Raw genomic sequence first — 25,243 nt, 5'->3', positions numbered from 1 at the left:
GCGGTCAGTCGCGTCCGATGAAGAGGTACTCGTTGACGTCGCGGCGGGTGGCGGCGGCGTGCGTGCCGAAACTGTACTTGTGGTCGATCGCGATCACCTCCACCGACGGTTTCACCTTGCCCAGCAGGTCGGTGATGCGATCGGCGTCCGGCAGGGCGTTCGACGAATAGGACAGCACGATCGCGCCGGCGTCCTGGAAATGTTCGAACGTCCGCACCAGGGCGTCCTCGATGGTCCGCTTGTAGGCAAACGGGGTGAACCGCTTCGGCAGTTTCTTGGTCTTGGTGTTCTCCATGATGGTCATGCCCTGCCAGTACGCCGACAGACCCTCGAGGAAGTGATAGCGCTTGATGTAGTCGTTGTCGTCGGTGGGCGGGGCGTAGGGCGGATCGAGATACACCAGATCCGGGGCGCCCCCGAGGGCCGCGGTGGCGTCGAAGTCGAAGACATCGCCGCAGGAACTGTGATGGCGCAGACCGTTGCTGAACACCGTCGCGTTGTACTCGGCGGCCGACCGGAGACGGAAATGATCACGTAACGACATCCGCAGATCGCGTCGGCCGTCGGCGTAGCGAGTGGAATCGGTGAAGGTGAACACGCCGCGTGGCTGTTTGCGTGCCGCCGAGAGCACCAGCGCCGCGATGGCCAGGTCGCGTCGATAGCCGCGCAGCCGATCGATATGCGACCACGCCGAATCCAGGAAAGCGCGGTCGTCGGCGTCGAAGTAGAGGCCGTCGAACGTCGAGGAGATGAAGTCGCGGTCGTCGGCGGGGGGACCACAGATCTCCTCGATCAGATCGGGTTCGAGCCGCACCGAGGAGTTGGCGACCGTCGCGCGCGTGATGATGTGCGGAAAGTTCAGGAAATCGTTGCTGGCCACAGCAAAGCCCTGCGCCTTGAGTAGGTACGAGACGACACCGGAGCCGGAGAACGCATCGACCGCCGTCGCGCCGCCGATCTCGGCGAAGGCGCGTTCGAGGTGCGGGAGCAGTCGGTACTTCGAGCCCATGTAGCGAAGCCGCGGGAAGCGCTGCGCCGCATCGACGATGTCGACGGAAGCGGCGGGCGCACCACGGGCGGGATCGAAGGCTCGGCGACTCACAGCACACAGGATGTCACGGACCTCCGACAACAAAAGATCAACACGTCGGTGAACTCCGGTCGTCGTGGTGAGACGAACGCCCCGAACATCGGCCCCAACACCACTGTCGGTGGGGTGTCCGGCCCTAGACTGTGGGTCATGTCGTCGGTATTCACGAAGATCATCAACGGAGAACTGCCCGGTCGATTCGTCTGGCGTGACGGTCAGGCCGTAGCCTTCCTGACCATCGAGCCCGTCACCCCCGGCCACGTGCTGGTGGTGCCGCGCAAAGAGGTCGATCACTGGGAGCAGATGGACACCGCGTCCTTCACCCACCTCGCCGACGTCGCGCAGAAGGTGGGCCGTGCCGTACGGGAGGCCTTCGACGCACCGCGCATGGGCCTGCTGATCGCCGGCCTCGAGGTACCGCACGTGCACATCCACGTGTTTCCGGCGTTGAGCATGGACACCTTCGATCTCGGCAACGCCCGCAAGGACATCACCCCGGAACAACTCGACGCCGACGCCGACAAGATCCGGGCGGCCCTGCGCGCCACCGGCTACACCGAATACGTCGACGACTGAGGCGAAGCCCCGCGGCTCACCTGATCACTGACAGCGCTCACCTGATCACTGACAGCGCTCGGTGATCCCGCTGCGTGGCGCTGTCAGCACCGTCGAGAGCGCTGTCAACGGTGGAGAGGGCGCTGTCAGCGATGCGGCGGGCGCTGTCAGCGCGCTACACCGTCCGGTGAATCAGTAACGGCAACACCGCGGTTGCGCCGGACTCCCGGAGCAGTGCGGCCGCCAGGGTGATCGCCCAACCGGAGCGGGACTCGTCGACGACGAGCAGCACCGAACGGCCGGCGACCTCGGTGGGCGCCGGCCCGAGATGGTCATGCCAGTACCCCGCCTCGACGGTGCCGGGGGCATCGCGCGGCGGCGGGTCGCCCAGGCGCACCGGCAACGACGTGCCGTCGCGCTTGCCGACGCGACACAGGTACGCTGCGACGTCCTCGGCCAGGGATGTGCCGCCCAGGCGCAGTGAGCAGATGACCTCCGGGCGCAGACCCGATTCGCGACCCCACGCCGCCAGCGTGGCGACCGCCGCATCGCCCAGATCGGCCACCGCCTGCTCGTCATGATCGCGGGCCGCGGCCAACAGATCCGTCCATTCGGGCGCATCGGCGTGCGCCAGCACCCGCCCGGGTTCGGCGGCCGCCGCCGCCGCGATCCGTCCGCGCCGCCCGAAGTCGTTCTTGGCCGGCCACATCTTGCGTGGCTCGAGCACCTGGGCCGCTTGTCGTAGCGACGCGGTGATCGACCGGATCACGGTGGCGTCGACATCCGCGGCGAGCGGGTCGGTGAGATGTCCCAGGCACACCGAACACCGGCCACACGGCTCGGCCGCCGGATCGTCGAGTGACTCGGTGAGCAACTGCATGAGGCATCGACGGCCCGCCACGTAGTCGCGCATGATGTCGGCCTCGCGGCGTCGAACGGCAAGCACACCGTCGTAGTGCGCGGCGTCGAAGGTCCAATCCCGCCCCGTCGCCGACCATCCGTCCGGGCCGCGTTCGGTGGCGCCGTCCACTGCGAGTTGCTTGAGCATCAACTCGATTCGGCCACGACGCTGACCGGTCTGCGCCTCCAACGCCACCACGCTCATCGGTTCGGGCGACGAGTTCAACGCGTCCAGCACGGCCGCCATCCGCGTCGGCTCCGGAATGGTTGAGGTGGCAAAGTGCTCCCAGATCCGCGCGTCGGTGGCCGAGGCGAGCAGCATCACCACCGCGTCGTCGAGCGCACGCCCGGCGCGACCCACCTGCTGGTAATAGGACACCGGCGACGGCGGCGAACCCACATGGACGACGAACCCCAGATCGGGTTTGTCATATCCCATCCCCAACGCCGAGGTGGCCACCAACGCCTTGATCTCGTTGCGCAACAACGCATCTTCGAGTCGATGACGGGTATCGCCCTCGAGTTGCCCGGTGTAGGCCGCGACCGGGTAATCGTCGCCGTGCACCGCGCGGATGGCGCCGACGAGGCGATCGGCGTCGGCGACGGTGAGCACATACACGATGCCCGACCCCGGCAGCTCCGGCAGATACTGCGCCACCCAGCCATACCGCTGAATCGGTGACAGTCCGTCGATCACGTTCAGATGCAACGACTTCCGCGCGAGGGAACCACGCAACACCAACGTCTGCCCACCGAGTTGCGCGGCCACATCCGCGGTGACCCGCTCGTTGGCGGTGGCCGTGGTGGCCAGCACCGGTGTCGCCGGATTCAGCGACTGCAACACATCCGAGACGCGCCGATAGTCGGGCCGGAAATCGTGGCCCCAGTCGGAGATGGCATGAGCCTCGTCGATCACCAGCAAACCCAGGCGCCCGGCCATCGCGTCGAGCACCCGGCGCCCGAATCCGGGATTGGCCAGCCGCTCCGGTGACACCAGCAACACGTCGATCTCGCCCGCCCGCAACGACGCCTCGATCTCATCCCACTCGTCGATATTCGACGAGTTCAGCGTCGCCGCCGTCAACCCGGCTCGCCCCGCCGCCGCCACCTGATCACGCATCAACGACAACAACGGCGAAACGATGAGAGTCGGCCCGCTCGCTGCGCTCCCGGCGCCGGGCAGAGTCGGCCCGCCCGCCGAATCGCGCCGGAGAATCGCGGTGGCCACCCAGTACACCGCCGACTTCCCCCACCCGGTGGCCTGCACCACCAGCACCCGGGCCGCCGGCCGGGTGGTCAGCGCGGTGATCGCCTCGAGTTGGTCGTCCCGCAGGCGCGCGTCCGGACCGGCGAGGCTGGTGATCACGGCATCCGCGATGGCAGCGGCGGTATCAGACAGTGCGGTTCCCGACATGCGCCTAAATCTATCGTCATGCTCCGACATCGCCCTGACCTGCGTGGATCGGGCATCGTGGGCGCCGTTCGACGCTGGTGGCGGCTCACAGGAGACTGGCAGCTTCGGCGCAGAGTGGCCCCAGGGGGCGAGCCCAAGCTTGTAGCCATGACCACAGAAGCGCTTCCGCAGGCCGCCGCCCCGATCACGGTGGTCGCCGACAGTTCCGCACCAGCTCCGGTCCTCGACATCGTCGTCCCCGTCTACAACGAGGAACTCGACATCGCCGAGTGCCTGCATCGTCTGCACGAACATCTCCGCGTCAACGTGCCGTTCGCCGCGCGGATCACCGTCGCCGACAACGCGAGCACTGACTCGACCGTCGCGATCGCATCCCACATCGCCGACGAACTCGACGGCATCCGCGTTGCGCACCTCGACGAGAAGGGGCGCGGCCGGGCACTCAAGGCCGTGTGGAGCCGCAGCGACGCGCAGATCGTCGCCTACTGCGATGTCGACCTGTCCACCGACCTCAACGCGTTGATGCCGTTGATCGCGCCGCTGATCTCCGGACACTCCGACGTCGCCATCGGCACCCGACTGTCGAGGGACGCCCGCGTGGTCCGCGGCCCCAAACGCGAATTCATCTCGCGTTCCTACAACCTCATCCTGCGCACCACCATGCGGGCGAAGTTCTCCGACGCCCAGTGCGGATTCAAGGCCATGCGCACCGACATCGGGCGGCAGGTGCTGCCCTACGTCGAGGACACCGGCTGGTTCTTCGACACCGAACTCCTGGTGCTCGCCGAACGGATCGGGCTGCGCATCGCCGAGGTTCCGGTCGACTGGACCGATGACCCCAACAGCACCGTCGACATCGTGTCCACCGCGGTCGAGGACCTCAAGGGATGCGCCCGCGTCGGCTATGCGCTGAGCACCGGCCGGCTGCCGATCGCCGAACTGCGCTCCACCATCGGTCGGGAACGTGCCCCCGGACCCGCCCTCGACGGCGTCCCGCACGGCATGGTCGGTCAGCTCGCCCGGTTCTGCGTCGTCGGAGTCGCCTCCACCGTCGCCTACGCCGTTCTATACCTGCTCCTGCATTCATTTCTTGGCGCGCAGGTGTCGAACTTCGTCGCGCTCGCGGTGACGGCCATCGCCAACACCGCGGCCAACCGCCGGTTCAGCTTCGGCGTCCGTGGACGTGAGGATGCGGTCAAGCACCAGTTCTTCGGCTTCGGCGTCTTCCTGTTCGGGTGGGCGGTCACGTCGCTCTCGCTCGTCGCATTGCACTACTTCGCGCCCGACGCCGGCAAGCACATCGAACTGCTCGTCCTGGTGATCGCCAACCTCGTCGCCACCGCCACCCGATTCGTCGGGCTACGGTGGGTCTTCCGATCACACATGCACCGCCCCGCGCCGCAACCGGCCCAGTGAGAGAGATGATGAGTCAACCCGATTCACCCGAAGAGTCCGACAATTCCATCGCCACAACCGAATCGGCAGACGTCACCGAAGATGCCGCGGCCCCGGAGAGTTCCTCCCGGGGCCGTGGCCCTGTTTCGGTGCCCGCCGATCCGCCGACGCTGTGGAAGTGGTTGTCGCTGGTCGCCCTGATCGTCGGCACCGCGCTGATCAATCTCTGGAACCTGTCGATCAACGGCTGGGCCAACTCGTTCTACGCCGCGGCCATCCAGGCCGGCTCGCAGTCGTGGAAGGCCTGGTTCTTCGGCTCGTCGGATATGGCGAATTCGATCACCGTCGACAAACCGCCTGCGTCGCTGTGGATTCCGGGTATCTCCGTGCGGATCTTCGGCCTTAACAGCTGGGCGATGCTGGTGCCCAACGCCCTGATGGGTGTGGCCGCGGTGGCGTTGCTGTACTGGATGACCCGCCGGTATCTCGGGCACTGGGCCGGCATCCTCGCCGGTGTCGTTCTGGCGTTGACGCCGGTGGCGGCGATGATGTTCCGCTTCAACAATCCCGAGGCGCTGCTGGTCCTGCTCATGGTGGCGGCGACCTGGGCATGTCTTCGGGCCTGTGAGGACGGTCGTCTGCGCTGGATGATCCTGACCGGCGTCTTCGTCGGATTCGGTTTTCTCACAAAGCAATTGCAGGTGATGCTGATCGTGCCGCCGCTGGCGCTGACGTATCTGGCATTCGGGCCGGGCGGGTGGCTCAAGCGGGTGTGGCATCTGTTGGCCGCGCTGGCCGCGATGATCGTGTCTGCCGGCTGGTGGATTCTCACGGTCGAGTTGTGGCCGGCGTCGTCACGTCCGTGGATCGGTGGCTCGCAGAACAACTCCATCCTCGAACTCACGTTGGGCTACAACGGTTTCGGTCGTCTCAACGGGAACGAGCGGGGCAGTGTCATGCCCGGTGGTGGGAACCGTGGGTACGGTGCCTACGCCGACGGAATGGGCGGAATGGGCGGTCCCGGTGGATATTTCCCCGGCGGTCCGGGCGGCCGCGGCGGCCCGGGTGGCGGAATGTGGGGAGAGACAGGCATTCTGCGGATGTTCGAACCCGCCCAGGGTGGACAGATCGCCTGGCTGATCCCGAGCGCGTTGATCCTCGGCATCGGCGCTCTGGTGATCATCGGTCGCGCCGCGCGTACCGACATGCGCCGCGCCTACCTGTCGGTCTGGGGCCTGTGGCTGATCGTGACGATGGCCGTCTTCAGCTTCATGGCCGGCATCTTCCACAGCTACTACACCGCGGCACTGGCGCCGGCGGTCGCCGCCGTGCTCGCCGGTGGCGGTGCCGTGGCCTGGCGCGCCCGGGCCACCCTCTGGGTGCGAATCCTGCTGGCGGCGGCGGTCTGGTTCGCCGCCATCTGGGGATTCGTGCTGCTCGACCGCTCACCGGACTTCGTTCCGTGGCTGCGGTGGATCGTACTGTTCCTCGGTCTCGTCGGCGGCGCGGTCATGCTCATCGCGCATCGCGCCTACCTCGGTGCGGTCGCGGTGGCGCTGTCACTCATCGCGGCGCTCGCCGGACCGCTGGCCTACACCGTCGACACCATCACCACCGCCAAAGAAGGCTCGATCATCTCGGCCGGGCCGACCGTCGAGGGCGGTGGACCGGGCGGCTTCGGCGGACCCGGGCGTGGCGGTAACCGCTGGACCGGGGGCCAACAGAACGGGAGCCAACAGAACGGGAGCCCACAGAACGGCGGCCAACAGAACGGTCAGATGCCGGGCATGCCGCCCGGCGGCTTCGGCCAGGGCCAGATGCCCGGCATGCCCGGTGGTCAGGGTGGCCAGGGTCAGGTGCCCCGCGGCTTCGGCCAGGGCCAGATGCAAGGCAACCAGATGCCCGGTGCAACGGGCCAGGGCGGCGGCTACACGGGTATGGGCGGCATGAACGGCCCGGCCGGCGGCCTCCTGATGGGCTCGAAACCCAGCGCCGAAATGGTCTCGACGTTGCAGCGCAACGCCGATCAGTTCACCTGGGTGGCCGCCGCGATCGGATCCAACACCGCCTCCGGCTACCAACTCGAGACCGGGTACTCCGTCATGCCGATCGGCGGCTTCAACGGGACCGACCCGTCGCCGACGCTCGCCCAGTTCCAGAAACTGGTGGAGGAGAAGAAGATCCACTACTTCATCGCCAGTGGTCGGGGCATGATGGGAGGCGGCTCCGAGGGCACCTCGTCGCAGATCACCGAATGGGTGGAGCAGAACTTCACCTCGTCGATCATCGACAACGTGACGTTGTACGACCTGACCGCGCCGAAGTGATTGGCTAAAGTGCCGATGTGGCACTTCGAATCGGGCATCGTCTCACCCGCATGACCGGTCGCGACCCGCTCCAGGAGGAGCGGGCCGCGACCGGGTTGGAACTGTTCTACGACCTCGTCTTCGTGGTCATCTTCTCCCTCGCGGGCACCCAGATGGCCCACTACCTCGCCGAAGGGCACTACCGCACCGCGGTTTTCGGCTACGTGCTGTGTACCTTCGCGGGCATTTGGGCGTGGATCAACTTCAGTTGGTTCGCCTCGGCCTTCGACACCGACGACTGGTTCTTCCGGTGCGTCGTGCTCATCCAGATGGTGGGCGTGGCGATCCTGGCACTGGGCGTCGCCCCCGTGTTCAGCTCGATCGATCACAACGAGCACGTCGACATCAGGGTGCTGGTCATCGGCTACGTGGTGATGCGCGTCGGACTGCTCACCCAGTGGATACGTGCCGGCCTGCAGAGTCCCGAGTATCGGAAGACCTGCTTCACCTACGCCACCGCGGTGCTCGCCGCACAGATCGCCTGGGTGATCGTCGCGATCATCCCTCTCGCACTGTGGCCGACCATCGTGGCGATCCTGGTCTGTGCACTCATCGAACTGATGGGCCCGGTGATCGCCGAGACCCGCGTCAAGCCAACCCCGTGGCATCCGCATCACATCGCCGAGCGCTACTCCCTGCTGACGATCATCACCCTCGGTGAGGGGATCGTCGCGACCGTCGCGGTGTTGCAGGCAGTCGTCGAGGAACAGGGGTGGTCGGTCGAGGCGGCGGTGTTCGGACTCGCGGCGATGGTCGTGACCTTCGGCATGTGGTGGATCTACTTCACCGTTCCGATCGGCGACGCCCTCCACGCTCATCGGGACAAGAGCTTCGGCTTCGGCTACGGCCACCTGATCATCTTCATGTCGGCGGCGGCCACCGGAGCCGGATTGGAGGTGGCCGCACTGTGGAGCGAGCACGAGGCCAGCATCTCCCCGGGTGCGGTGGTCGCCTGCGTGGCGGTGCCGCTGGGCATCTACTGCCTCGGCATGCTGACCCTGTACAACTACCTGCTGCCCTTCGAGCCGGTCACCGTTGTCGGTGGGGTCAGCGTCCTGGTCCTTCTCGTCGCCGGGGTGTGGATGGCCGCGGCCGGTGTCTCGCTGATCGCCGCGGTGGTGGTGATCGCGCTCGCACCGGTGTCGATCGCGGTGATCGACGAGATCGCCGGGGTGCCGCGGCGGGCCCACGCCCTGCGTGACATCGGCGTCGACGTCGAATGACGCCGGCCGCTAGAGTCATGGACGTGCGCGTACTCGTGATCGGCTCGGGCGGCCGCGAACATGCCCTGCTCCTGCGACTCGCCGACGACCCGTCGGTCACCGATCTGCATGTCGCGCCGGGTAACGCCGGTACGGCGACGGTGGCCACCAACCACACCGTCGATGTCACCTCGTCCGACGATGTGGTGGCATTGGCCACCTCGATCGCCGCCGACCTGGTGGTCATCGGCCCCGAGGTTCCGCTGGTGCTCGGCGTCGCGGACGCGTTGCGGGAGAACGGATTCGCTACCTTCGGTCCGTCCCGGGAGGCGGCCCGGATCGAGGGCTCCAAGGCCTTCGCGAAAGACGTCATGGCCGCTGCCGGGGTGCGCACGGCGCACGCCGAGACCGTCGACAACCCGGCCCACCTCGACGCCGCCCTCGACCGCTTCGGACCGACCTGGGTGGTCAAGGACGACGGCCTCGCCGCCGGGAAGGGCGTGGTGGTCACCGCCGACCGCGCCGCCGCCCGCGATCATGCCGCCGAATGTCTCGAGAGTGGGCACCCGGTGCTGCTGGAGAGTTTCCTGGACGGTCCCGAGGTCTCCCTGTTCTGTCTCGTCGACGGGGAGACCGTGGTCCCGCTGATCCCCGCGCAGGACCACAAGCGGGTCGGCGACGGTGACACCGGACCCAACACCGGTGGCATGGGCGCCTATACGCCGCTGCCGTGGCTGCCCGACGAGGTCACCCGGCAGATCGTCACCGACGTCGTCGAGCCGGTCGCCGCCGAGATGGTGCGACGAGGCTGTCCGTTCAGCGGGCTGCTCTATGCCGGCCTGGCGATCGGCGCCGACGGCCCGGCCGTGGTCGAATTCAACTGTCGTTTCGGCGATCCGGAAACCCAGGCGGTCCTGGCATTGCTGAAATCCCCGCTGGGACAGGCGCTCAAGGCGACCGCCTCCGGAACGCTTGCCGACCTGCCGCCGCTGGAATGGGCCGACGGGTCCGCGGTGGTCGTGGTGATCGCGGCCGAGAACTACCCGTCGACGCCGCGCACCGGCGACGTGATCACCGGTGCCGACGGCGAGGGAGTTTTGCACGCCGGTACCAAACGAGACGCCGACGGAGAGGTCGTCTCCGCCGGCGGTCGTGTGCTCGGGGTGGTCGGGGTGGGCGCCGATCTGGCCGCGGCGCGGGCGCAGGCCTACGATCGGGTCGCCGGGATCAAGCTCCCCGGTTCCCATTTCCGGACCGACATCGGCCTGGCCGCGCTGGAGGGCCGGATCTCGCTTTAGTCGTCCGACCGGGCACCGTCGGCGTCGACCTGCTCACACGGCGGAGACTGTCGGGACCTCGAGCGCGCCGATGCGCGAGTTCGAGGTCGAGCCACCGTCGACCCCGAAGCGGGGACGGTGATTCCGCAACGATCGTCGATGACAGTGGGTCGATGGTGATCGTGGGGCCGAGTTCGGGCGTGAAGCCGAAGATCTTGCCAAAAGCGTTGCGGAACAGCGGAATATGGTTGCCCCGATGACTTTCGGGTACTTCGATTCCGCTCAGCCAGGTGTCGACGACTCCGGCGAAGCCGATCTCCCGCCACCTGTCGAGCATGAGTTGCGGCAGACGGTCACCGAATTCGTCGTGGTACCGCCGGGGAACCGGACGTGGATCGATCGGATCTCCCCAACGGGACAAGAGCTCAGCAACTCCGAAGGCACTGGCTGTCTTCCTTCCCGCCGGGTTGACGTCGTGCAGACCCCGGACGCCGTCGACGGCCGGGGATGGATTCCCCGGCCGTCGACGAACATCGTTGACCGCGTGGTTATCCGCCGATTCCGGCGGATTGATGCCGGCCGTCGCACCACTGCTCCGGTGGGACCGTCGCGCGGACGTCGTCGACATGTGCGCCGCAGCCGTCCCAGGTGATCTTGCCGCAAACCGCACATCGCACCGGGTAGCACATGTCAGGCGCTCCCTTCGGCCACCGGAACCCCGGCGTCGAGGGTTGCGATCGCCGCACGCAGCTTGGTCGCGGCGTCGGCGGCCACCTCGGGCAGTCCGGGTGCGTCCCGCAACTGCACCATCAGATCCGGGTTCATCGCCTCGACGATGACCGATCCCGGGTTGGTGGTGTCGTCGCGGACGACGACGTTGCAGGGCAGCAGCAACCCGATCTGCCGGTCGGCGCCCAGGGCGCGATGGGCCAGCGGCGGATTGCACGCACCGAGAATCAGGTAATTCTCGATGTCCTCGTCGAGTTTGTTCTTCATCGTTGCGGTCACGTCGATCTCGGTGAGGACACCGAAACCCTGTTGTGCCAACGCTTCCCGGGTGCGGGCGACGGCCTCGGCGAAGCCGGTGTCGGGCAGGGTGGTGGCGATCGCGATATCCATCGGAACTCCTACTCTCTGGATGGGCTCGCCTCAGGCGAGGGCGAGGAACAGTTTCTCAAGCTGTTCTTGGGTCATGGGCTCACCGGTGGCGTCGTCACCGGTGAGGCACTCGCGCAGGCCGGTGGCGACGATCTTGAAACCGGCGCGGTCGAGTGCCTTGGAGACCGCGGCGAGCTGGGTGACCACGTCCTTGCAGTCCCGCCCGTCTTCGATCATCGAGATCACACCGGCGAGTTGCCCATGTGCCCGGCGCAGTCGGTTGAGAACCACTGCGATTGCTTCGTCGTCGCCTACCATTGGCTGACCTTTCTGTCGTGCTGACTTGCATCCATCATACCCCTTGGGGTATGACTACCGGTCGCTCTGCATCAGTGGCTGAACGAGATGTTGGGCAGGATGCGGTTGAGCCAGCGCGGGGTCCACCAGGCGCCATGTCCGGTGATCCGGAGCAGCACCGGCAGCAGTACCAGGCGGATCAGCGTGGCGTCGAGCAACACCGCCACACCCAGGATGATGCCCATCTCCTTCGGTGGGAGCGGATCGGCCAACGCGAAGGTGAAGAACACCGCCACCATGACCGCCGCCGCGGCGAAGATGATGCGTCCGGAGTAGGCCAGACCGTCGATCTGGGCGGACCGCGGATCACCCGACTTCTCGTAGTGCTCCTTGGCCGTGGCCAGCAGGAAGACGGTGTAGTCCATGGCGATGGCGAAGATCATCGCGAAGAAGAACACCGGACCCCAGCCGTCCAGGAAGCCCTGGGGCTCGAAACCGAGCAGTCCCGCGCCGTGGCCGTCCTGGAAGATCAGCTTCGCGACGCCGAAGGCCGCGGCCGTCGACAGCAGGCTGACCAGGGTGCCCAGCAGGGCGATGACGGGCGCGCGCAGTGCGATCAGCAGCAACAGGAAGCCCAGGGTCAGGATCACCGCGACGATCACCGGGAACCAGTCGTTCAGCGCTGTCTGCAGATCGATGTTCTCCGCGGGGGCACCGCCGACCAGGGCATCGGCCGGCACGTTCTCGCGTAGCCGGGACAGGATGTCGTTCATCGAAGCATCCGACGGATCGACCGACGGAATGGCCTGCATCATCGCGTATCCGGAACCGTCGGTAGCGTTCTGGGGCGGGGTGACCATGGCGATGCCCTTGGTTTGCGCGGCCGCGGCGGCCGTCGCCGCGGCATCGGCCTGCGGCACGACGATCTGCAGGGCGCCGGGTGCTCCCGGACCCATGTTCTCGGCGACGATCGCATAGCCCTGGCGCACCGGGGCGCCGGAGGGGACGACGTTGATCGACGGCATCGCGACCTTGAGACCCAGAACCGGCAGCGCCAGCAGGATCAGGATGGCCAGCGAGACGACGGCGAACGGCCACGGATGACGATGCAGCAGTTCACCCCACTTGCCGAACAGGTGCGAGCGATGCTGTTGCTTGCGGGCCCACGGCAGTGATCCGGCGTTGACCTTCGGGCCCAGGGCCGCCATCACGGCGGGCAGCAGGGTCATCGTCGCGGCCAGGACGAAGATCACCGCCAGCATGATGCCGACCGCCATCGTGCGCACCGCGGGTGCGGGAACCAGTAGCACCGTCGACAGGCTGACCAGGACCGTCAGGCCCGACAGCAGAACCGCCTTACCCGCGGTGTCCATCGTCTCGGCGGTCGCGTGCTTCGGGGTGTCGTGATAGACCATCGCCGCACGGAACCGCGACACCATGAACAGCGCGTAGTCGATTCCCAGGGCGAGGGCGAACATCATGGCAAAGTTCATGGCCCACACCGAGATCGGTGTGACGGTGTTCAACAGGACCAGACCGCCGGCCGAGGCGACCAGCCCGGCGATGGTGAGCAGCAACGGAAGTCCGGCTGCGACCAGGGAACCGAATGCGACGACCATGATCGCCAGGGTGATCGGCCAGGAGAACATCTCCGCCTTGATCATTGCCTCGTGGTTGGCCTTGTTGAAGTCACTCCACAGCGCCGACGCCCCGGTGGGGTAGACGTCGATTCCGTTGCCGGACAACGCCGTCAGTGCTTCCTTGTGGTCGTCGACCGCCTTGACCATGGCGTCGGTGTCGGCGTTCGCGCCGATGATGACCACTCCGGTGTGCTCGTCTTGGCTGATCGTCATGCCCGGCTGCGGCGCGACGACCGCGGCGAAGCGCGAATCACTGTGTGCGACCTCGGTGATCTCGGCGATGACCTGCTGCACCGCGGGGCTCGAGATCTGCTGGTCGTCGGAGTGGATCACCACCTGGACCGCGGCCGAGGAGTTCCCGCCGAAGTGCTCCTGGGCGAGATCGCGCACCGCGACCGATTCCGACCCGTTGGCCTGCCATCCGGCGCCGGCCAGCGAGCTGAACACACTCGGTGCGGCCGCACCGAGTCCGATCACCAGGATCGCCCACACCGCGAACACCCAGCCGCGGTGGGTGGCGGTCCAGAGACCGAGCCGGGCCATCGGGCCGGGTGATGATGTCGTCGGGGTCGACGTCCCCGACGGCTCGGGTGCCGTCGGCGGTGGTGATTCGTCGAGCTCTTTGCTGGTGGCCACGTTCTCTCCTCACGAGCATACCCATGGGGGTATCGGATGGGTGTGGCCAACATACCCCTAGGGGTATCAAAACGGCAAGCCCAAGCCCGTACCTCGGACATGCGAGGGGAGAACGCGGCGGAGCGGGAAGCTCTGGGCCGATCAGGCGGACAGTTCTGCGGCTTCGGTCAACCCGCGACCGGCGCGATCGAACCACAGCGGGGTCACCGCGCGACCGTCGGAGACCAGGCACATCGACGCGCCCGGTTCGGTGACGTCGAAACGGTGGGTGGCCTCGGCCGGTCCCGGCGTCTGCCACCGGATGTGCCATCCCCGACGTGCGGCGAGTCCGTGGACCGCGACCCGGTGATCGCCGACCTCGACGTCGGCGAGGAGATCCGGCAGGGCCGCGACGAAGTCGGCGAAGGTGGGTTCGGGTAGAGCGACGTCGGTCAGCAGGACCACGTCGCGGCCGCCGTCGGGACGGACGACGCACATGTCGGGACCACGTCCGAGGAGCTGCACGGCCACCGCGCCGAGCGTCGTGCCGAGGGTGTCGAGGACGTTGCCGGTTGGGTGCTGCGGCGGTCCGATGGGCATCTCCGGAACCGACATCGCGGTGAGCCCGAGTCGTTCTGCGGCCCGGCGCAACTCCGCGGTGGACAGGTCGGTCGGACCCGCGTCGACGGCCCAGCCCCAGCGGGCCCTCGATGCGTCGGAGGCAAGCGTCGCCACCAGCGAGGCGTGCGTCTCGACGAGGCGCCGCGGGTCGTCGACGGAGGTGAAGACGACCCGCGTGCCGGTGAATGTCGCGGTGCACTCGCCCAGTTCGCGTGCCAGGAAGGCGTCGAACATGTCGCGTCGAAGCCGCGCGTACCAGGCGCCGCAATCGGCCACCGCGCGCAAACCGTCCAGATGCATGCCGCTCACGCTAATGCGCGTGGACCCGCCGCGGACCGGCTGTCGGGTGATCAACCGACCGGCGTCCGGGACGTTGCGCGGGCCGCGGATCGAGGCGCGGATCCACGAAAAGGGCGCAGTGGCGCAGATCACCCTGGCAGCATGGTCGCCATGACATCGGCGGCCACACCGAAGGGGACGAGGCGACGGTCTCAACTCATCGAGGCTGCCGGTTCCCTGCTGCTCGAGGGCGGTTTCGACGCCGTCCGGCACCGTGCCGTGGCCGATCGTGCCCAGATGCCGCTGGCATCGACCACCTACTATTTCGCCTCTCTCGAGGAGTTGATGGCCGAGGCCGCTCGTCAGGTGACGCGGGACGCCGACGAGGCGATCGCCGCCCGGGGTGCGGCGGTGACCCGTCGCCGACGCGGCGTCGGCGCCACCGCGGAGGTGCTGTCGGAGGTGTTCGTCGGCGTCGACACCCCGATCGAGGAACTCGCGGCCCGCTACGAGTTGATCACCCTCGCCGCGCGCTACCCACGACTGCGTGAGGTCGTCGAGGAGCGTCGGCAACACGTGTCGGCGTTGCACGGCGAGGTGCTCGAGAAGTCCGGGCGGCGATCGGAGCCGGAGCAGGTGCGATGGCTCATCGCGGTGGAGGATGGTGCGGTCGTCGGGACGTTGGGCTCCGGTGCCGAATCGCCGTTCGCGGCCGCACGCGCGGCACTCGGCGGTGTCGTCGATATCCTGGCACCTCGAAGATGAAGAGCAGCAACGATTGTCGTCGGGCACGGTGGCCGGGTCAGGGGAGGACATGGGAGAAGGTATGACGTATCGGATGCGACGGTGGGCCGTGACGGCGATGGCGGCGGCGTCGGTGGCCGCGGCCGGTTTGATCGGCGCCGGATCGGCGGCGGCGGCCCCGTCCGGGCAGGTGGATGCGGGTGTCCCCTTCTCCTCGGCCGTCTACGGCACCGGCTGCACCTATCAACTCGTCGTCCCGGTGAACGCGTCCGGAATGGTCTACTTCTGGGAGCAGGGCCAGGGACAGAAGCCGCTGTTCATCGGCAAGGCACAGGCCTACCAGCTCGTGGCCACCGTCGACTGGATTCCTCGGCACCAGGGCAAGCGCACGCTCTATGCGGTGCAGAACGGCGTCAAGGGTCCCGTTGTGACCGCACCCGTGCATCAGGGCTACGGCTCGGGCTGGGCGTGCTTCGCCCTTTAGTACCGCCGTGCTTCGCCCTTTAGTACCGCCGTGCTTTGCCCTTTAGCACCGCCGTGCTCGCCCTGTAGTGCAGCACTGCGCTCGCGGTTTCCGCTGATCGCGGCGTCGACACCAGAAACCACATACCAAACACCAGACACTAGACTGTTGACGTGCCGAAACCCGTCATCAGCAATGTCCTCGCGAGCCGCTACGCATCGGCCGATCTCGTCGAGATCTGGTCGGCGACCAACAAGATCGCGGCCGAACGCCGCCTCTGGATCGCCGTGCTGCGGGCCCAGCGCGACCTCGGCATCGACGTACCCGAGACGGCCATCGCCGATTACGAGCGGGTCGTCGACGACATCGACCTCGCATCGATCGCCGACCGCGAACGCGTCACCCGCCACGATGTGAAGGCGCGCATCGAGGAGTTCAACGCCCTGGCCGGGCATGAGCAGATCCACAAGGGGATGACCAGCCGCGACCTCACCGAGAACGTCGAGCAGCTGCAGATCCTGCAGTCCCTGCGGTACGTGCACGCCCACGGTGTCGCGGTGCTCGCACGCCTCGTCGAGCGGGCCGCGGAGTACTCGACGGTGGTGATGGCCGGACGCAGCCACAACGTCGCCGCGCAGGCCACCACCCTGGGCAAGCGATTCGCGTCGGCCGCCGACGAACTGATGATCGCGCTCACCCGGCTCTCCGAGCTGATCGACCGCTATCCGTTGCGCGGCATCAAGGGGCCGATGGGCACCAGCCAGGACATGCTCGACCTGCTCGACGGTGACGCAGGCAAACTCGCCGACCTCGAATCGCGGGTGGCCGGGCACCTCGGATTTGCGCGGTCGTTGACCTCGGTCGGCCAGATCTACCCGCGGTCACTCGACCACGACGTGGTCTCCGCGTTGGTGCAGGTGGCCGCCGGGCCGTCGTCGTTCGCCCACACCATCCGCCTGATGGCCGGCCACGAGCTGGTCACCGAGGGTTTCCAGCCGGGGCAGGTGGGGTCGTCGGCGATGCCGCACAAGATGAACACCCGCTCCTGCGAACGCGTGAACGGACTGCAGGTGGTGCTGCGCGGCTACGCCTCGATGGCCGCCGAACTCGCCGGCGCCCAGTGGAACGAGGGGGACGTCTTCTGCTCGGTGGTGCGCCGCGTCGCACTGCCTGACGCCTTCTTCGCCATCGACGGCCTGATGGAGACCTTCCTGACCGTCCTCGCCGAGTTCGGTGCCTATCCGGCCGTGATCGCCAACGAGCTCGACCGTTACCTGCCGTTCCTGGCCACCACCAAGGTGCTGATGGCGTCGGTGCGCGCCGGGGTCGGCCGCGAGGCCGCCCACGAGGCGATCAAGGAGAACGCCGTCGCCGTGGCCCTCGCGATGCGTGAGGAGGGTCGCGAACCCGACCTGCTCGACCGGCTCGCCGCCGACGACCGCATCCCGCTCGATCGGGCGCAGCTCGACGCCCTGCTCGAGGACAAGGAAGCCTTCGTCGGAGCGGCCGGCAGGCAGGTGGCCGACGTGATCGCTGCTGCGGAGAAGATCATCGGGGAGTATCCGGAGGCTGCGGCTTATAGCCCGGCGCCGATTCTGTAGGGCGAGTGGCGCTGCTCGACGGTGCCGCCGCGGTCACTGCTTCCTCACGCGGCACCTGCTCCTTTGCGCGATCATTGCACCGGGAACGTGAGTGTGGAGGCACCGCGTCGAGGACGCCTCGGGTGACGGGTTACGCCTCGGACGCCGAACTCGTCCCCTCCGAATGCCCCAACCGCCAGTCGGGCAGGGCCGCGTCCCGCAGTCGGCGTTTGAGTTCGGCGGCGTCGGGGAATCCACCGTCGGTCTTCCGTTCCCAGAGCTGTGTGCCGTCGACGTCGATGACGAAGATGCCGCCGGTTCCGGGTACCAGGGTCACCGAGCCGAGGTCGGCACCGAAGGTATTCAGCAGTTCACTCGCCATCCAGCTCGCGCGTAGCAGCCAGTTGCATTGAGTGCAGTAGGTGATGGTGACGTGCGGCCCGGCCATGCGGGTCAGCCTGTCATACCTCTAAGGTCGAAGCCATGCGGCCGGCACTCGACTCGTACACCCACATCGCCTCGGGCAAGGTGCGCGAGATCTACCAGATCGACGACGACACCCTGCTCATGGTGGCCAGCGACCGGATCTCGGCGTACGACCACATCCTGACCCCGACCATCCCCGACAAGGGACGCATCCTCACCGCGATGAGTTTCTTCTGGTTCGACGCCCTCGGGGTGCCCAACCACCTCGCCGGCGGACCCACCGACGAGCGCATCCCGGAGGGTGCGGTGGGCCGCTCCATGGTGGTGCGCAAGCTTCCGATGGTGCCGGTGGAATGCGTGGCGCGTGGATATCTCACCGGCTCTGGACTCATCGACTACCGGGCCACCGGCTCGGTGTGCGGGGTTGCGCTGCCCGACGGCCTCGACGAGGCCCACCGGCTGCCCGAACCGATCTTCACCCCGGCGACCAAGGCCGAGCAGGGCGACCACGACGAGAACATCAGCTTCGAGGCGGTGGCGGCGACGGTCGGGGACGGCCTCGCCACCGCGCTTCGCGCGGCCACCCTCGACATCTACTCGCGGGGTGCCGCGATCGCCGCCGACCGCGGAATCATCCTCGCCGACACCAAGTTCGAGTTCGGCCAGGACGCCGACGGCACCCTCGTCCTCGCCGACGAGGTGCTCACCCCCGATTCGTCGCGGTACTGGGAGGCGACCGGCTACACCCCCGGTCAGGTCCAGCCGAGCTTCGACAAACAGATCGTTCGCAACTGGCTGACCTCACCGGCATCTGGCTGGGACCGCGCCTCCGACACCACCCCACCCGCACTGCCCGACGACGTGGTGGCACGCACCCGGGCACGCTACATCGAGGCCTACGAATGGATTTCGCAGAAGTCCTTCACCGACTGGCCGCAAGGATAGGAGTTCAGTGAGCGACGCAGCATCGTCGACCGACACCGGCCGCAACGGCGCTCCGGCGGCGAAGAAGGTTCCCAAGGAACGCACGCACCACGGCGACACCGTGATCGACAACTACGAGTGGTTGCGCGACAAGGATGATCTCGAGGTGATCGCCTTCCTGAAGGCGCAGAACGAGTTCACCGAGAAGCACACCGCGCAGCTGGCCGGACTGCGAGCCGACATCTTCGGTGAGATCCGCTCCCGCACCAAGGAAACCGACATGTCGGTACCGTCGCGACGCGGCGGATTCTGGTACTACGGACGCACCCACGAGGGTAAACAATATGCGACGCATTGCCGTTGCCCGATCGTCGACGCCGACGACTGGACACCCCCGGAGGTGTCCGACTACGCAGCCCTGCCCGGCGAAGAGGTCCTGCTCGACGCGAACGCCGAAGCTGAGGGGTACGATTTCTTCTCGTTGGGCGCCCTGACCGTCAGCCACGACGGCAACTGGCTCGCCTACAGCATCGACGTCGTCGGTGACGAGCGATACACCCTGCGGTTCAAGGATCTTCGCACCGGTGAACTGCTGCCCGACACCATCGCCGACACCGCCGGCGGTGCGGTCTGGTCGGCCGACACCCGCCACGTCTTCTATCAGACCGTCGACGACGCGTGGCGTCCGGACACGGTGTGGCGCCACGACATCGGGACCTCCACACCCGACGTCAAGGTGTTCTACGAACCCGACGAACGCTACTGGGTCGGCATGGGGACCACCCGCAGCGACAAGTACCTGATGATCGCCGTCGGATCCAAGATCACCTCCGAGTGCTTCGTCCTCGCCGCCGACGATCCGACCGGCGAATTCCGCAGCGTCGCACCACGAGTCGACGGTGTCGAGTACAACGTCGAACATGCCGAGATCGGTGGCAAGGACTACTTCCTCATCGTGCACAACGACGAGCGTGGTGGTGAGAAGAGCGAAGACTTCGCCATCGACATCGCGCCGGTCGATGATCCGTCCGCGCGCACCGAGTTCATCGGACACCGACGCGGCATCCGGATCGAGGACATCGACGCCTTCGGTGACTACCTGGTGCTGAGTTACCGCGCGGATGCACTGCCCCGGGTGTCGATCGCCGACCTCCGTCGCATCGACGGCATCCCGGTGGCGGAGGACTTCATCGAGGTCGCCGTCGCCCAGGAACTGTTCTCCCTGGGCCTGGCCGGTAACCGTGAATGGGCCACGCCGCGACTGCGTTTCGGATACGGCAGCTTCATCGAACCGTCGGAGTTGTTCGAACTCGACGTCACCACCGGCGAGCGTGTGCTGCTCAAACGGCAGCCGGTGCTCGGTGATTTCGACGTCAATGACTATGTGCAGTCCCGGGAATGGGCCACCGCCGCCGACGGAACGCGGATCCCGCTGTCGATCGTGCGACGCAAGGATGTCGCCGCGCCCGGCGAGGACGGTGCCTCCCCGGCTCCGCTCCTGTTGTACGGATACGGTTCGTACGAGGCGAGTTTCGATCCCGGATTCTCGGTGTCACGACTGTCGATGCTCGACCGTGGCGTCGTCTTCGTCCTCGCCCATATCCGTGGTGGCGGCGAGATGGGTCGCCACTGGTATGAGACCGGCAAGACCCTCACCAAGAAGAACACCTTCACCGACTTCGTGGACTCCGGGCGGTATCTGGTCGAACGTGGCTGGACGACCCCGAAACAGATGGTGGCCGAAGGTGGTTCGGCCGGCGGGCTGCTGATGGGGGCGGTCGCCAATCTGGCGCCGGAACTGTTCAACGGCATCCTCGCATCGGTGCCGTTCGTCGACGCGCTGAACTCGATCCTCGATCCGTCGCTGCCGTTGACGGTCATCGAATGGGATGAGTGGGGGGACCCGCTGCACGATCCGGTGGTCTACGAGTACATGAAGTCGTACTCGCCGTATGAGAACGTCACCGCCTTGCCCTATCCGCCGATCCTTGCGCAGACCTCGCTCAACGACACCCGTGTGCTGTTCACCGAGGCGGCCAAATGGGTTGCCCGGCTACAGGATCTGAGCACCTCGGACAATCTCATCCTGCTCAAGACAGAGATGTCGGCCGGCCACGGCGGCGTGTCCGGCCGGTACAAGCAGTGGGAGGAAGTCGCCTTCGAGATCGCCTGGATCCTGCAGCAGACCGGTGCGGTCACGCCCTGAGTGGGAGAGGGCCTCATGTAACCGGATGGCTCAGGGGACTCATGACAATTATTGACGTGAGTCCGGCTATTCATCCCATCTATATGTGTGTCCCGGCGGTGTTCGGGTGTCAGTCGACGACGGTGTCTGACACCGGAACCATGGTGTGCGCCACGATTCCGCCACGGAACACGGCCGTGACGCGCTCGGGGCGCACTGGTTTCTCCAGATTGGGGTAGAGGGCCCGACCGGCCCCGAGTGCGACGGGGTGCACCACCAGCCGATGCCCCGCACCCGAGAACGGGTGCGGGGCATCGTGCGACGCGGAGCGTCGCTCAGTGCAGCATCGTCGGTGCCGGGCGATCCATGTCCTCTTCGACCAGCGGGGAGGCGATCTTCTTGCGGGGCAGGAAGAACGCCGGGATGAGGGTCACCGCGACCAGGACGGTGGCGATGATGAAGGTGGTGCCGAACGCATTCGCAGCCCACTCGAACCATTGCTGCGGCGGCTCCGGAGGTAACTGCCCGGCCTGCACACCCGCCTCGTACTTCTCCGGTGCGGCATTGCTGCTGATCGCCAGGAGCGACTCCGGATGTGCCTTGAACAGGGTGGCCAAAACCACCGAGATCACCGCGGTACCGATCGACGACGCCGACTGCTGAACGACGTTCATCAAGGTCGAACCGTCCGGAACCTGCCTGTTGTTCAGGGTGGCCAGGGCAGCGGACATGATCGGCATCATCGTCATACCCATGCCCAGACCCTGCACGAACAGCGCGATGCACAGCGCCCAGTACGGGGTGTCGGGGCCGAGGAAGACGAAATACCCCATGCCGCAGAAGATCAGCACGATACCGGCGAGAACGAACTTGCCGGGGCCCATCTTGTCGGTGAGGCGGCCGGCGATCGGCATCGTGATCATCGCGCCGAGTCCCTGTGGCGCCAGCAACAGTCCTGCCATCAGCGTCGACTCGCCACGCACCCCGATGAAGTACTGCGGATAGAGCAGTGCCGCACCGAAGAAGGCGATCATGAACGTCGTCATCGTGATGACGGCGATGGCCAGGGTCTTGTTCTTGAACAGACGCAGGTCCAGCAGCGGATTCTTCGACCGCAGGGCGTGGAACACGAACCCGATGATCAGCAGCAAACCGATGATGGTGATCGTGAGGACCTTCGCGTCGATGAACGTGCCGGCCTCGGTGGACGAGGAGATGCCGTAAAGAAACAAGGCGAGACCCGGTGAGAGCAGCAGCAATCCGATGATGTCGATACTCGGGCGCGTGGTCTCCTCGTCGTCACGCAGCACCAGCCACGCATAGATGAGGGCGACCAGGCCGATCGGGACGTTGATCAGGAACACCCAGTGCCAGCTGGCCTTCTCGATGAGCAGGCCACCGAGGATGGGGCCACCGATGGGGCCGAGCAGCATCGGGATACCGAGGACGGCCATCACCGAACCGACCCGTTCGGGGCCGGCGGCCTTGGTGAGGATCATCATGCCGATCGGCATCAGCAGGCCACCGCCGAGGCCCTGGACCACGCGGAAGGCGACCAGCGATCCGATGTTCCAGGCGACCGCGCACAGGGCGGAGCCGAGCAGGAACAGCAGCAACGACGTCAGATACACCTTCTTGGTGCCGAAACGTGCTGCGGCCCAACTCGACAGCGGGATCACCGCGGCCAGCGCCAGGGTGTAGCCGGTCATCGTCCAGGCGGCACCGGCGGCGTCGGTGTCGAAGGTTTCCTGGAAGGTGTTCTGCGCCACCGACACCACGGTGACGTCGAGGATCGACATGATGGCGCCGAGCACGACGACGCCGGCGATCTTCAGCACATGCTTGTCGAGCCCGGTGTCCGGCGGCCCGGAATGGAGATGACCTCCGGTGGAGGATGACGTCATGAGGTGACTTTCTGCTTGCGAGTGGACGAGTCGATGGGGGAGAGGTCGAAGTAGTCGACGTCGGCGTCGACGATCGGTCGGAGTGCTGCGATCAGGGCGGCCTGGTGTTGGGCGGGCAGACCGGCGACGAAGGCGCGGAGCACGCCTTGCTGGACGGTCAACTGCTTGTCGATCAGTGCGCGGCCCTCGGCGGTGAGGCTGACCCGTTTGACCCGACGGTCGTCGGGATCTTCGCGGCGGTCGACGAATCCCGACTTGACCAGTCGGTCGACGGTGCGGCCGGTGGCGGCCACCGACAAACCGATCGCATCGGCGATCTCGTGCACCGACATCGGCTCCTCGGCGTCACCGGTCACGAACAGTGTTCTGATCTGGCTGAGGGTGAGGTCGGTGGTGGCGAGATCGTCCATGGCGGCGGTCTTGCCGAGGCAGGTCAATCGATCCAGGAAGTCGCGGAGCGCGCCGCACGCGGAATCGACGGAGGAAGACACCGGGAAATAGTAACGGGGACGCAACTATCGCACCAACGCAAATAATGGTGAGCTCGGTCATAGGGCATGTCTCCCGTTGCCCTTTGTGGGTCTTGGCGGCTCGATTGCCCCCCTGGCTGCGTTGTCGTCGGTCACAATGGCTCCGCCATTGCTCCCTCCTCCGCCTTGCCGGCGAACAATCGATTCCGCCAACCCCTCGCAGAAGCAACGGGGGTCACACCGAGGCGACTACGCTCGGATGCCATGAGCAATGTCAAGAACATCCCGGTCACCGCCCTCGACGGATCGGCACTGTCGCTGTCGGACTTCGACGGTCCGCTGCTGGTGGTCAACGTCGCCAGCAAATGCGGCCTCACCCCGCAGTACACGGGTCTCGAGGAGCTCGCCGAGAAGTACGCCGACCGCGGGCTGACCGTCGTCGGTGTCCCCTGCAACCAGTTCATGGGGCAGGAGCCCGGCAGCCCGGAGGAGATCGCCACGTTCTGTTCCACGAACTACGGCGTGACCTTCCCGCTGCTGGCGAAGGCCGACGTGAACGGCGACGACCGCCATCCGCTCTACGCCGAACTCACCCAGGCCACCGACGCCGACGGAGAAGCGGGCGACATCCAGTGGAACTTCGAGAAGTTCGTCGTCGGCTCCGACGGTGAGGTCACCGCCCGGTTCCGCCCGCGCACCGAACCGACCGCCCCCGAGGTGATCGAGGCCATCGAAGCGGCTCTCTAGACCGGTGGCGGTCGGGGCGAGCGGGCGCCCGTGATGCCGGTAAGGTAGCCCGTGATCAGCCAAAGTCCATTTTCCGACGCGACACATGGACATACCGAATGGGAGCAATTGCCGATGGCACGAGTGGTGGTCGACGTGATGCCCAAGGCCGAGATCCTCGATCCGCAGGGTCAGGCGATCGTCGGCGCGCTGGGGCGCCTGGGATTCAGCGGGATCGGTGACGTCCGGCAGGGCAAGCGATTCGAACTCGAGGTCGACGACAGCGTCGACGACGTGACCCTGGAGCGGATCGCCGAGGAGCTGCTGACCAACACGGTCATCGAGAACTTCAGCGTCTCCCGGGTCTCGGAGTAGGTCGGGAGCAGATGAGCGCACGAATTGGGGTCATCACCTTCCCGGGCACCCTCGATGACGTCGACGCGGCCCGCGCGGTCCGCCTCGCCGGCGCCGAGGCCGTCGACCTGTGGCACGGCGATGCGGACCTGAAAGGGGTCGACGCGGTCATCGTGCCGGGCGGCTTCTCCTACGGCGACTACCTGCGCGCCGGTGCCATCGCGAAGTTCGCGCCCGTCATGGGTTCGGTCGTCGAGGCCGCGGGCAAGGGCATGCCGGTCCTCGGAATCTGCAACGGTTTCCAGGTGCTGTGTGAGGCCGGTCTGCTGCCCGGCGCCCTGACGCGCAACGAGGGACTGCACTTCATCTGCCGCGATCAGTGGCTGCGGGTGGAGTCGACCACCACCGCCTGGAGTTCACGCTTCGAGCGGGGTGCGGAGATCCTCATTCCGCTGAAGTCCGGTGAGGGGCGTTACGTCGCGCCGCAGCGTAAACTCGAGGAACTCGAGGGCGAGGGCCTCATCGTCTTCACCTATGCGGGCGGCAATCCCAACGGTTCTGCACTCGACATCGCCGGCATCAGCAGCCCCGACGGCCGCATCGTCGGTCTGATGCCGCATCCCGAGCATGCCACCGAGGCGCTGACCGGCCCGAGCGACGACGGTCTGGGGATGTTCTACTCGGCCATCGACGCCGTGCTCTCGGCCGCATGAGTCGC

Annotated in this window: 22 protein-coding genes; 13 read left to right on the top strand and 9 right to left on the bottom strand. The window is 66.8% G+C overall.

Annotated features, from left to right (window positions below):
* Nucleotides 1-4: 4 nt before the first annotated feature.
* Entirely contained in the window at nucleotides 5-1,009 is a 1,005-nt protein-coding gene (locus ACWDPV_RS05975) for a DNA adenine methylase (protein ID WP_348804877.1), read from the bottom strand.
* A gap of 231 nt (nucleotides 1,010-1,240) precedes the next feature.
* Here ACWDPV_RS05975 and ACWDPV_RS05970 point away from each other — a divergent pair, with 231 nt between their 5' ends.
* Complete coding sequence (locus tag ACWDPV_RS05970; protein WP_348804619.1) at nucleotides 1,241-1,666, top strand: HIT family protein; 426 nt, start codon at nucleotides 1,241-1,243, stop codon at nucleotides 1,664-1,666.
* Between the two features lie 154 nt (nucleotides 1,667-1,820).
* Here ACWDPV_RS05970 and ACWDPV_RS05965 read toward each other — a convergent pair whose 3' ends face one another.
* Nucleotides 1,821-3,959, bottom strand: coding sequence for a RecQ family ATP-dependent DNA helicase (locus ACWDPV_RS05965; protein WP_449742152.1), 2,139 nt, complete (start codon nucleotides 3,957-3,959; stop codon nucleotides 1,821-1,823).
* A gap of 147 nt (nucleotides 3,960-4,106) precedes the next feature.
* On the opposite strand from ACWDPV_RS05965, the gene ACWDPV_RS05960 reads away from it, so the two are divergent.
* The 4 genes from ACWDPV_RS05960 to purD are packed head-to-tail and all read left to right on the top strand — an operon-like array spanning nucleotide 4,107 to nucleotide 10,220.
* Nucleotides 4,107-5,375, top strand: coding sequence for a glycosyltransferase (locus tag ACWDPV_RS05960; RefSeq protein WP_449742151.1), 1,269 nt, complete (start codon nucleotides 4,107-4,109; stop codon nucleotides 5,373-5,375).
* 8 nt (nucleotides 5,376-5,383) lie between these two features.
* The gene (locus ACWDPV_RS05955) at nucleotides 5,384-7,681 is read left to right on the top strand and encodes an ArnT family glycosyltransferase (protein ID WP_449742439.1); all 2,298 of its coding nucleotides are present in this window, start codon (nucleotides 5,384-5,386) and stop codon (nucleotides 7,679-7,681) included.
* Nucleotides 7,682-7,731: 50 nt separating this feature from the next.
* Nucleotides 7,732-8,943 (top strand): low temperature requirement protein A, encoded by a 1,212-nt coding sequence (locus ACWDPV_RS05950; protein WP_449742438.1) that lies wholly within the window; start codon nucleotides 7,732-7,734, stop codon nucleotides 8,941-8,943.
* Between the two features lie 23 nt (nucleotides 8,944-8,966).
* Nucleotides 8,967-10,220, top strand: coding sequence for a phosphoribosylamine--glycine ligase (purD, locus tag ACWDPV_RS05945; RefSeq protein ID WP_348804623.1), 1,254 nt, complete (start codon nucleotides 8,967-8,969; stop codon nucleotides 10,218-10,220).
* Nucleotides 10,221-10,889: 669 nt separating this feature from the next.
* Here purD and ACWDPV_RS05940 read toward each other — a convergent pair.
* The 4 genes from ACWDPV_RS05940 to ACWDPV_RS05925 form a co-directional block, all read right to left on the bottom strand.
* Nucleotides 10,890-11,318, bottom strand: coding sequence for a DUF302 domain-containing protein (locus tag ACWDPV_RS05940; RefSeq protein WP_348804624.1), 429 nt, complete (start codon nucleotides 11,316-11,318; stop codon nucleotides 10,890-10,892).
* A 30-nt stretch (nucleotides 11,319-11,348) separates the two neighbouring features.
* A complete protein-coding gene (locus ACWDPV_RS05935) occupies nucleotides 11,349-11,615 on the bottom strand; it encodes a metal-sensitive transcriptional regulator (RefSeq protein ID WP_348804625.1) in 267 nt (88 codons plus the stop codon).
* Between the two features lie 71 nt (nucleotides 11,616-11,686).
* Nucleotides 11,687-13,777, bottom strand: coding sequence for an MMPL family transporter (locus tag ACWDPV_RS05930; protein ID WP_449742437.1), 2,091 nt, complete (start codon nucleotides 13,775-13,777; stop codon nucleotides 11,687-11,689).
* 234 nt (nucleotides 13,778-14,011) lie between these two features.
* Nucleotides 14,012-14,770 (bottom strand): DUF6882 domain-containing protein, encoded by a 759-nt coding sequence (locus tag ACWDPV_RS05925; RefSeq protein ID WP_449742150.1) that lies wholly within the window; start codon nucleotides 14,768-14,770, stop codon nucleotides 14,012-14,014.
* Between the two features lie 141 nt (nucleotides 14,771-14,911).
* Between ACWDPV_RS05925 and ACWDPV_RS05920 the strand changes: the two genes are divergently transcribed.
* The 3 genes from ACWDPV_RS05920 (at nucleotide 14,912) to purB (ending at nucleotide 17,557) form a co-directional block, all read left to right on the top strand.
* Nucleotides 14,912-15,514 (top strand): TetR/AcrR family transcriptional regulator, encoded by a 603-nt coding sequence (locus tag ACWDPV_RS05920; RefSeq protein WP_348804627.1) that lies wholly within the window; start codon nucleotides 14,912-14,914, stop codon nucleotides 15,512-15,514.
* Between the two features lie 49 nt (nucleotides 15,515-15,563).
* On the top strand, nucleotides 15,564-15,977 hold the full coding sequence (locus ACWDPV_RS05915; RefSeq protein WP_449742149.1) for a hypothetical protein: 414 nt from the start codon (nucleotides 15,564-15,566) through the stop codon (nucleotides 15,975-15,977).
* Between the two features lie 152 nt (nucleotides 15,978-16,129).
* Nucleotides 16,130-17,557, top strand: coding sequence for an adenylosuccinate lyase (gene purB / locus ACWDPV_RS05910; RefSeq protein WP_348804629.1), 1,428 nt, complete (start codon nucleotides 16,130-16,132; stop codon nucleotides 17,555-17,557).
* Nucleotides 17,558-17,687: 130 nt separating this feature from the next.
* Here the strand turns inward: purB and ACWDPV_RS05905 are convergent, their stop codons facing one another.
* Nucleotides 17,688-17,984 carry a SelT/SelW/SelH family protein gene (locus ACWDPV_RS05905; RefSeq protein ID WP_449742148.1) on the bottom strand — a complete coding sequence of 99 codons (297 nt, stop codon included), beginning with the start codon at nucleotides 17,982-17,984 and terminating at the stop codon, nucleotides 17,688-17,690.
* A 35-nt stretch (nucleotides 17,985-18,019) separates the two neighbouring features.
* Between ACWDPV_RS05905 and ACWDPV_RS05900 the strand changes: the two genes are divergently transcribed.
* The gene (locus tag ACWDPV_RS05900) at nucleotides 18,020-18,907 is read left to right on the top strand and encodes a phosphoribosylaminoimidazolesuccinocarboxamide synthase (RefSeq protein WP_449742147.1); all 888 of its coding nucleotides are present in this window, start codon (nucleotides 18,020-18,022) and stop codon (nucleotides 18,905-18,907) included.
* A gap of 7 nt (nucleotides 18,908-18,914) precedes the next feature.
* Complete coding sequence (locus tag ACWDPV_RS05895) at nucleotides 18,915-21,092, top strand: S9 family peptidase (protein WP_449742146.1); 2,178 nt, start codon at nucleotides 18,915-18,917, stop codon at nucleotides 21,090-21,092.
* A 314-nt stretch (nucleotides 21,093-21,406) separates the two neighbouring features.
* Here ACWDPV_RS05895 and ACWDPV_RS05890 read toward each other — a convergent pair whose 3' ends face one another.
* Entirely contained in the window at nucleotides 21,407-22,975 is a 1,569-nt protein-coding gene (locus ACWDPV_RS05890) for a DHA2 family efflux MFS transporter permease subunit (protein ID WP_449742145.1), read from the bottom strand.
* Nucleotides 22,972-23,466: a MarR family winged helix-turn-helix transcriptional regulator gene (locus ACWDPV_RS05885; RefSeq protein ID WP_449742144.1), complete on the bottom strand. Its 495-nt coding sequence runs from the start codon at nucleotides 23,464-23,466 to the stop codon at nucleotides 22,972-22,974. The genes ACWDPV_RS05890 and ACWDPV_RS05885 overlap by 4 nt, the downstream gene beginning before the upstream one ends.
* Nucleotides 23,467-23,709: 243 nt before the next feature.
* Here ACWDPV_RS05885 and ACWDPV_RS05880 point away from each other — a divergent pair, with 243 nt between their 5' ends.
* From ACWDPV_RS05880 to purQ, 3 genes are all read left to right on the top strand, one after another.
* Nucleotides 23,710-24,192 (top strand): glutathione peroxidase, encoded by a 483-nt coding sequence (locus tag ACWDPV_RS05880; protein WP_449742143.1) that lies wholly within the window; start codon nucleotides 23,710-23,712, stop codon nucleotides 24,190-24,192.
* A 114-nt stretch (nucleotides 24,193-24,306) separates the two neighbouring features.
* Nucleotides 24,307-24,546: a phosphoribosylformylglycinamidine synthase subunit PurS gene (purS, locus tag ACWDPV_RS05875; RefSeq protein WP_348804636.1), complete on the top strand. Its 240-nt coding sequence runs from the start codon at nucleotides 24,307-24,309 to the stop codon at nucleotides 24,544-24,546.
* Nucleotides 24,547-24,557: 11 nt separating this feature from the next.
* Nucleotides 24,558-25,238, top strand: a complete 681-nt coding sequence (purQ, locus tag ACWDPV_RS05870) for a phosphoribosylformylglycinamidine synthase subunit PurQ (protein WP_449742142.1) — start codon at nucleotides 24,558-24,560, stop codon at nucleotides 25,236-25,238.
* The last annotated feature ends 5 nt before the right edge of the window (nucleotides 25,239-25,243 follow it).

This window comes from Gordonia sp. NPDC003504 (genome assembly GCF_053587995.1).
This window is presented reverse-complemented; position numbering and strand designations above follow the sequence as displayed.

Excerpts from the sequence above, each read along its gene's own strand:
- ACWDPV_RS05930 (WP_449742437.1), bottom strand. The coding sequence starts at position 13,777 with ATGGCCCGGCTCGGTCTCTGGACCGCCACCCACCGCGGCTGGGTGTTC.
- ACWDPV_RS05935 (WP_348804625.1), bottom strand. The coding sequence starts at position 11,615 with ATGGTAGGCGACGACGAAGCAATCGCAGTGGTTCTCAACCGACTGCGC.
- ACWDPV_RS05950 (WP_449742438.1), top strand. The coding sequence starts at position 7,732 with ATGACCGGTCGCGACCCGCTCCAGGAGGAGCGGGCCGCGACCGGGTTG.
- ACWDPV_RS05905 (WP_449742148.1), bottom strand. The coding sequence starts at position 17,984 with ATGGCCGGGCCGCACGTCACCATCACCTACTGCACTCAATGCAACTGG.
- ACWDPV_RS05975 (WP_348804877.1), bottom strand. The coding sequence starts at position 1,009 with ATGGGCTCGAAGTACCGACTGCTCCCGCACCTCGAACGCGCCTTCGCC.
- ACWDPV_RS05915 (WP_449742149.1), top strand. The coding sequence starts at position 15,564 with ATGGGAGAAGGTATGACGTATCGGATGCGACGGTGGGCCGTGACGGCG.
- ACWDPV_RS05900 (WP_449742147.1), top strand. The coding sequence starts at position 18,020 with ATGCGGCCGGCACTCGACTCGTACACCCACATCGCCTCGGGCAAGGTG.
- ACWDPV_RS05965 (WP_449742152.1), bottom strand. The coding sequence starts at position 3,959 with ATGTCGGGAACCGCACTGTCTGATACCGCCGCTGCCATCGCGGATGCC.
- ACWDPV_RS05920 (WP_348804627.1), top strand. The coding sequence starts at position 14,912 with ATGGTCGCCATGACATCGGCGGCCACACCGAAGGGGACGAGGCGACGG.
- ACWDPV_RS05890 (WP_449742145.1), bottom strand. The coding sequence starts at position 22,975 with ATGACGTCATCCTCCACCGGAGGTCATCTCCATTCCGGGCCGCCGGAC.
- purS (WP_348804636.1), top strand. The coding sequence starts at position 24,307 with ATGGCACGAGTGGTGGTCGACGTGATGCCCAAGGCCGAGATCCTCGAT.
- ACWDPV_RS05960 (WP_449742151.1), top strand. The coding sequence starts at position 4,107 with ATGACCACAGAAGCGCTTCCGCAGGCCGCCGCCCCGATCACGGTGGTC.
- ACWDPV_RS05970 (WP_348804619.1), top strand. The coding sequence starts at position 1,241 with ATGTCGTCGGTATTCACGAAGATCATCAACGGAGAACTGCCCGGTCGA.
- purQ (WP_449742142.1), top strand. The coding sequence starts at position 24,558 with ATGAGCGCACGAATTGGGGTCATCACCTTCCCGGGCACCCTCGATGAC.
- ACWDPV_RS05925 (WP_449742150.1), bottom strand. The coding sequence starts at position 14,770 with ATGCATCTGGACGGTTTGCGCGCGGTGGCCGATTGCGGCGCCTGGTAC.
- ACWDPV_RS05880 (WP_449742143.1), top strand. The coding sequence starts at position 23,710 with ATGAGCAATGTCAAGAACATCCCGGTCACCGCCCTCGACGGATCGGCA.
- ACWDPV_RS05940 (WP_348804624.1), bottom strand. The coding sequence starts at position 11,318 with ATGGATATCGCGATCGCCACCACCCTGCCCGACACCGGCTTCGCCGAG.
- ACWDPV_RS05955 (WP_449742439.1), top strand. The coding sequence starts at position 5,384 with ATGAGTCAACCCGATTCACCCGAAGAGTCCGACAATTCCATCGCCACA.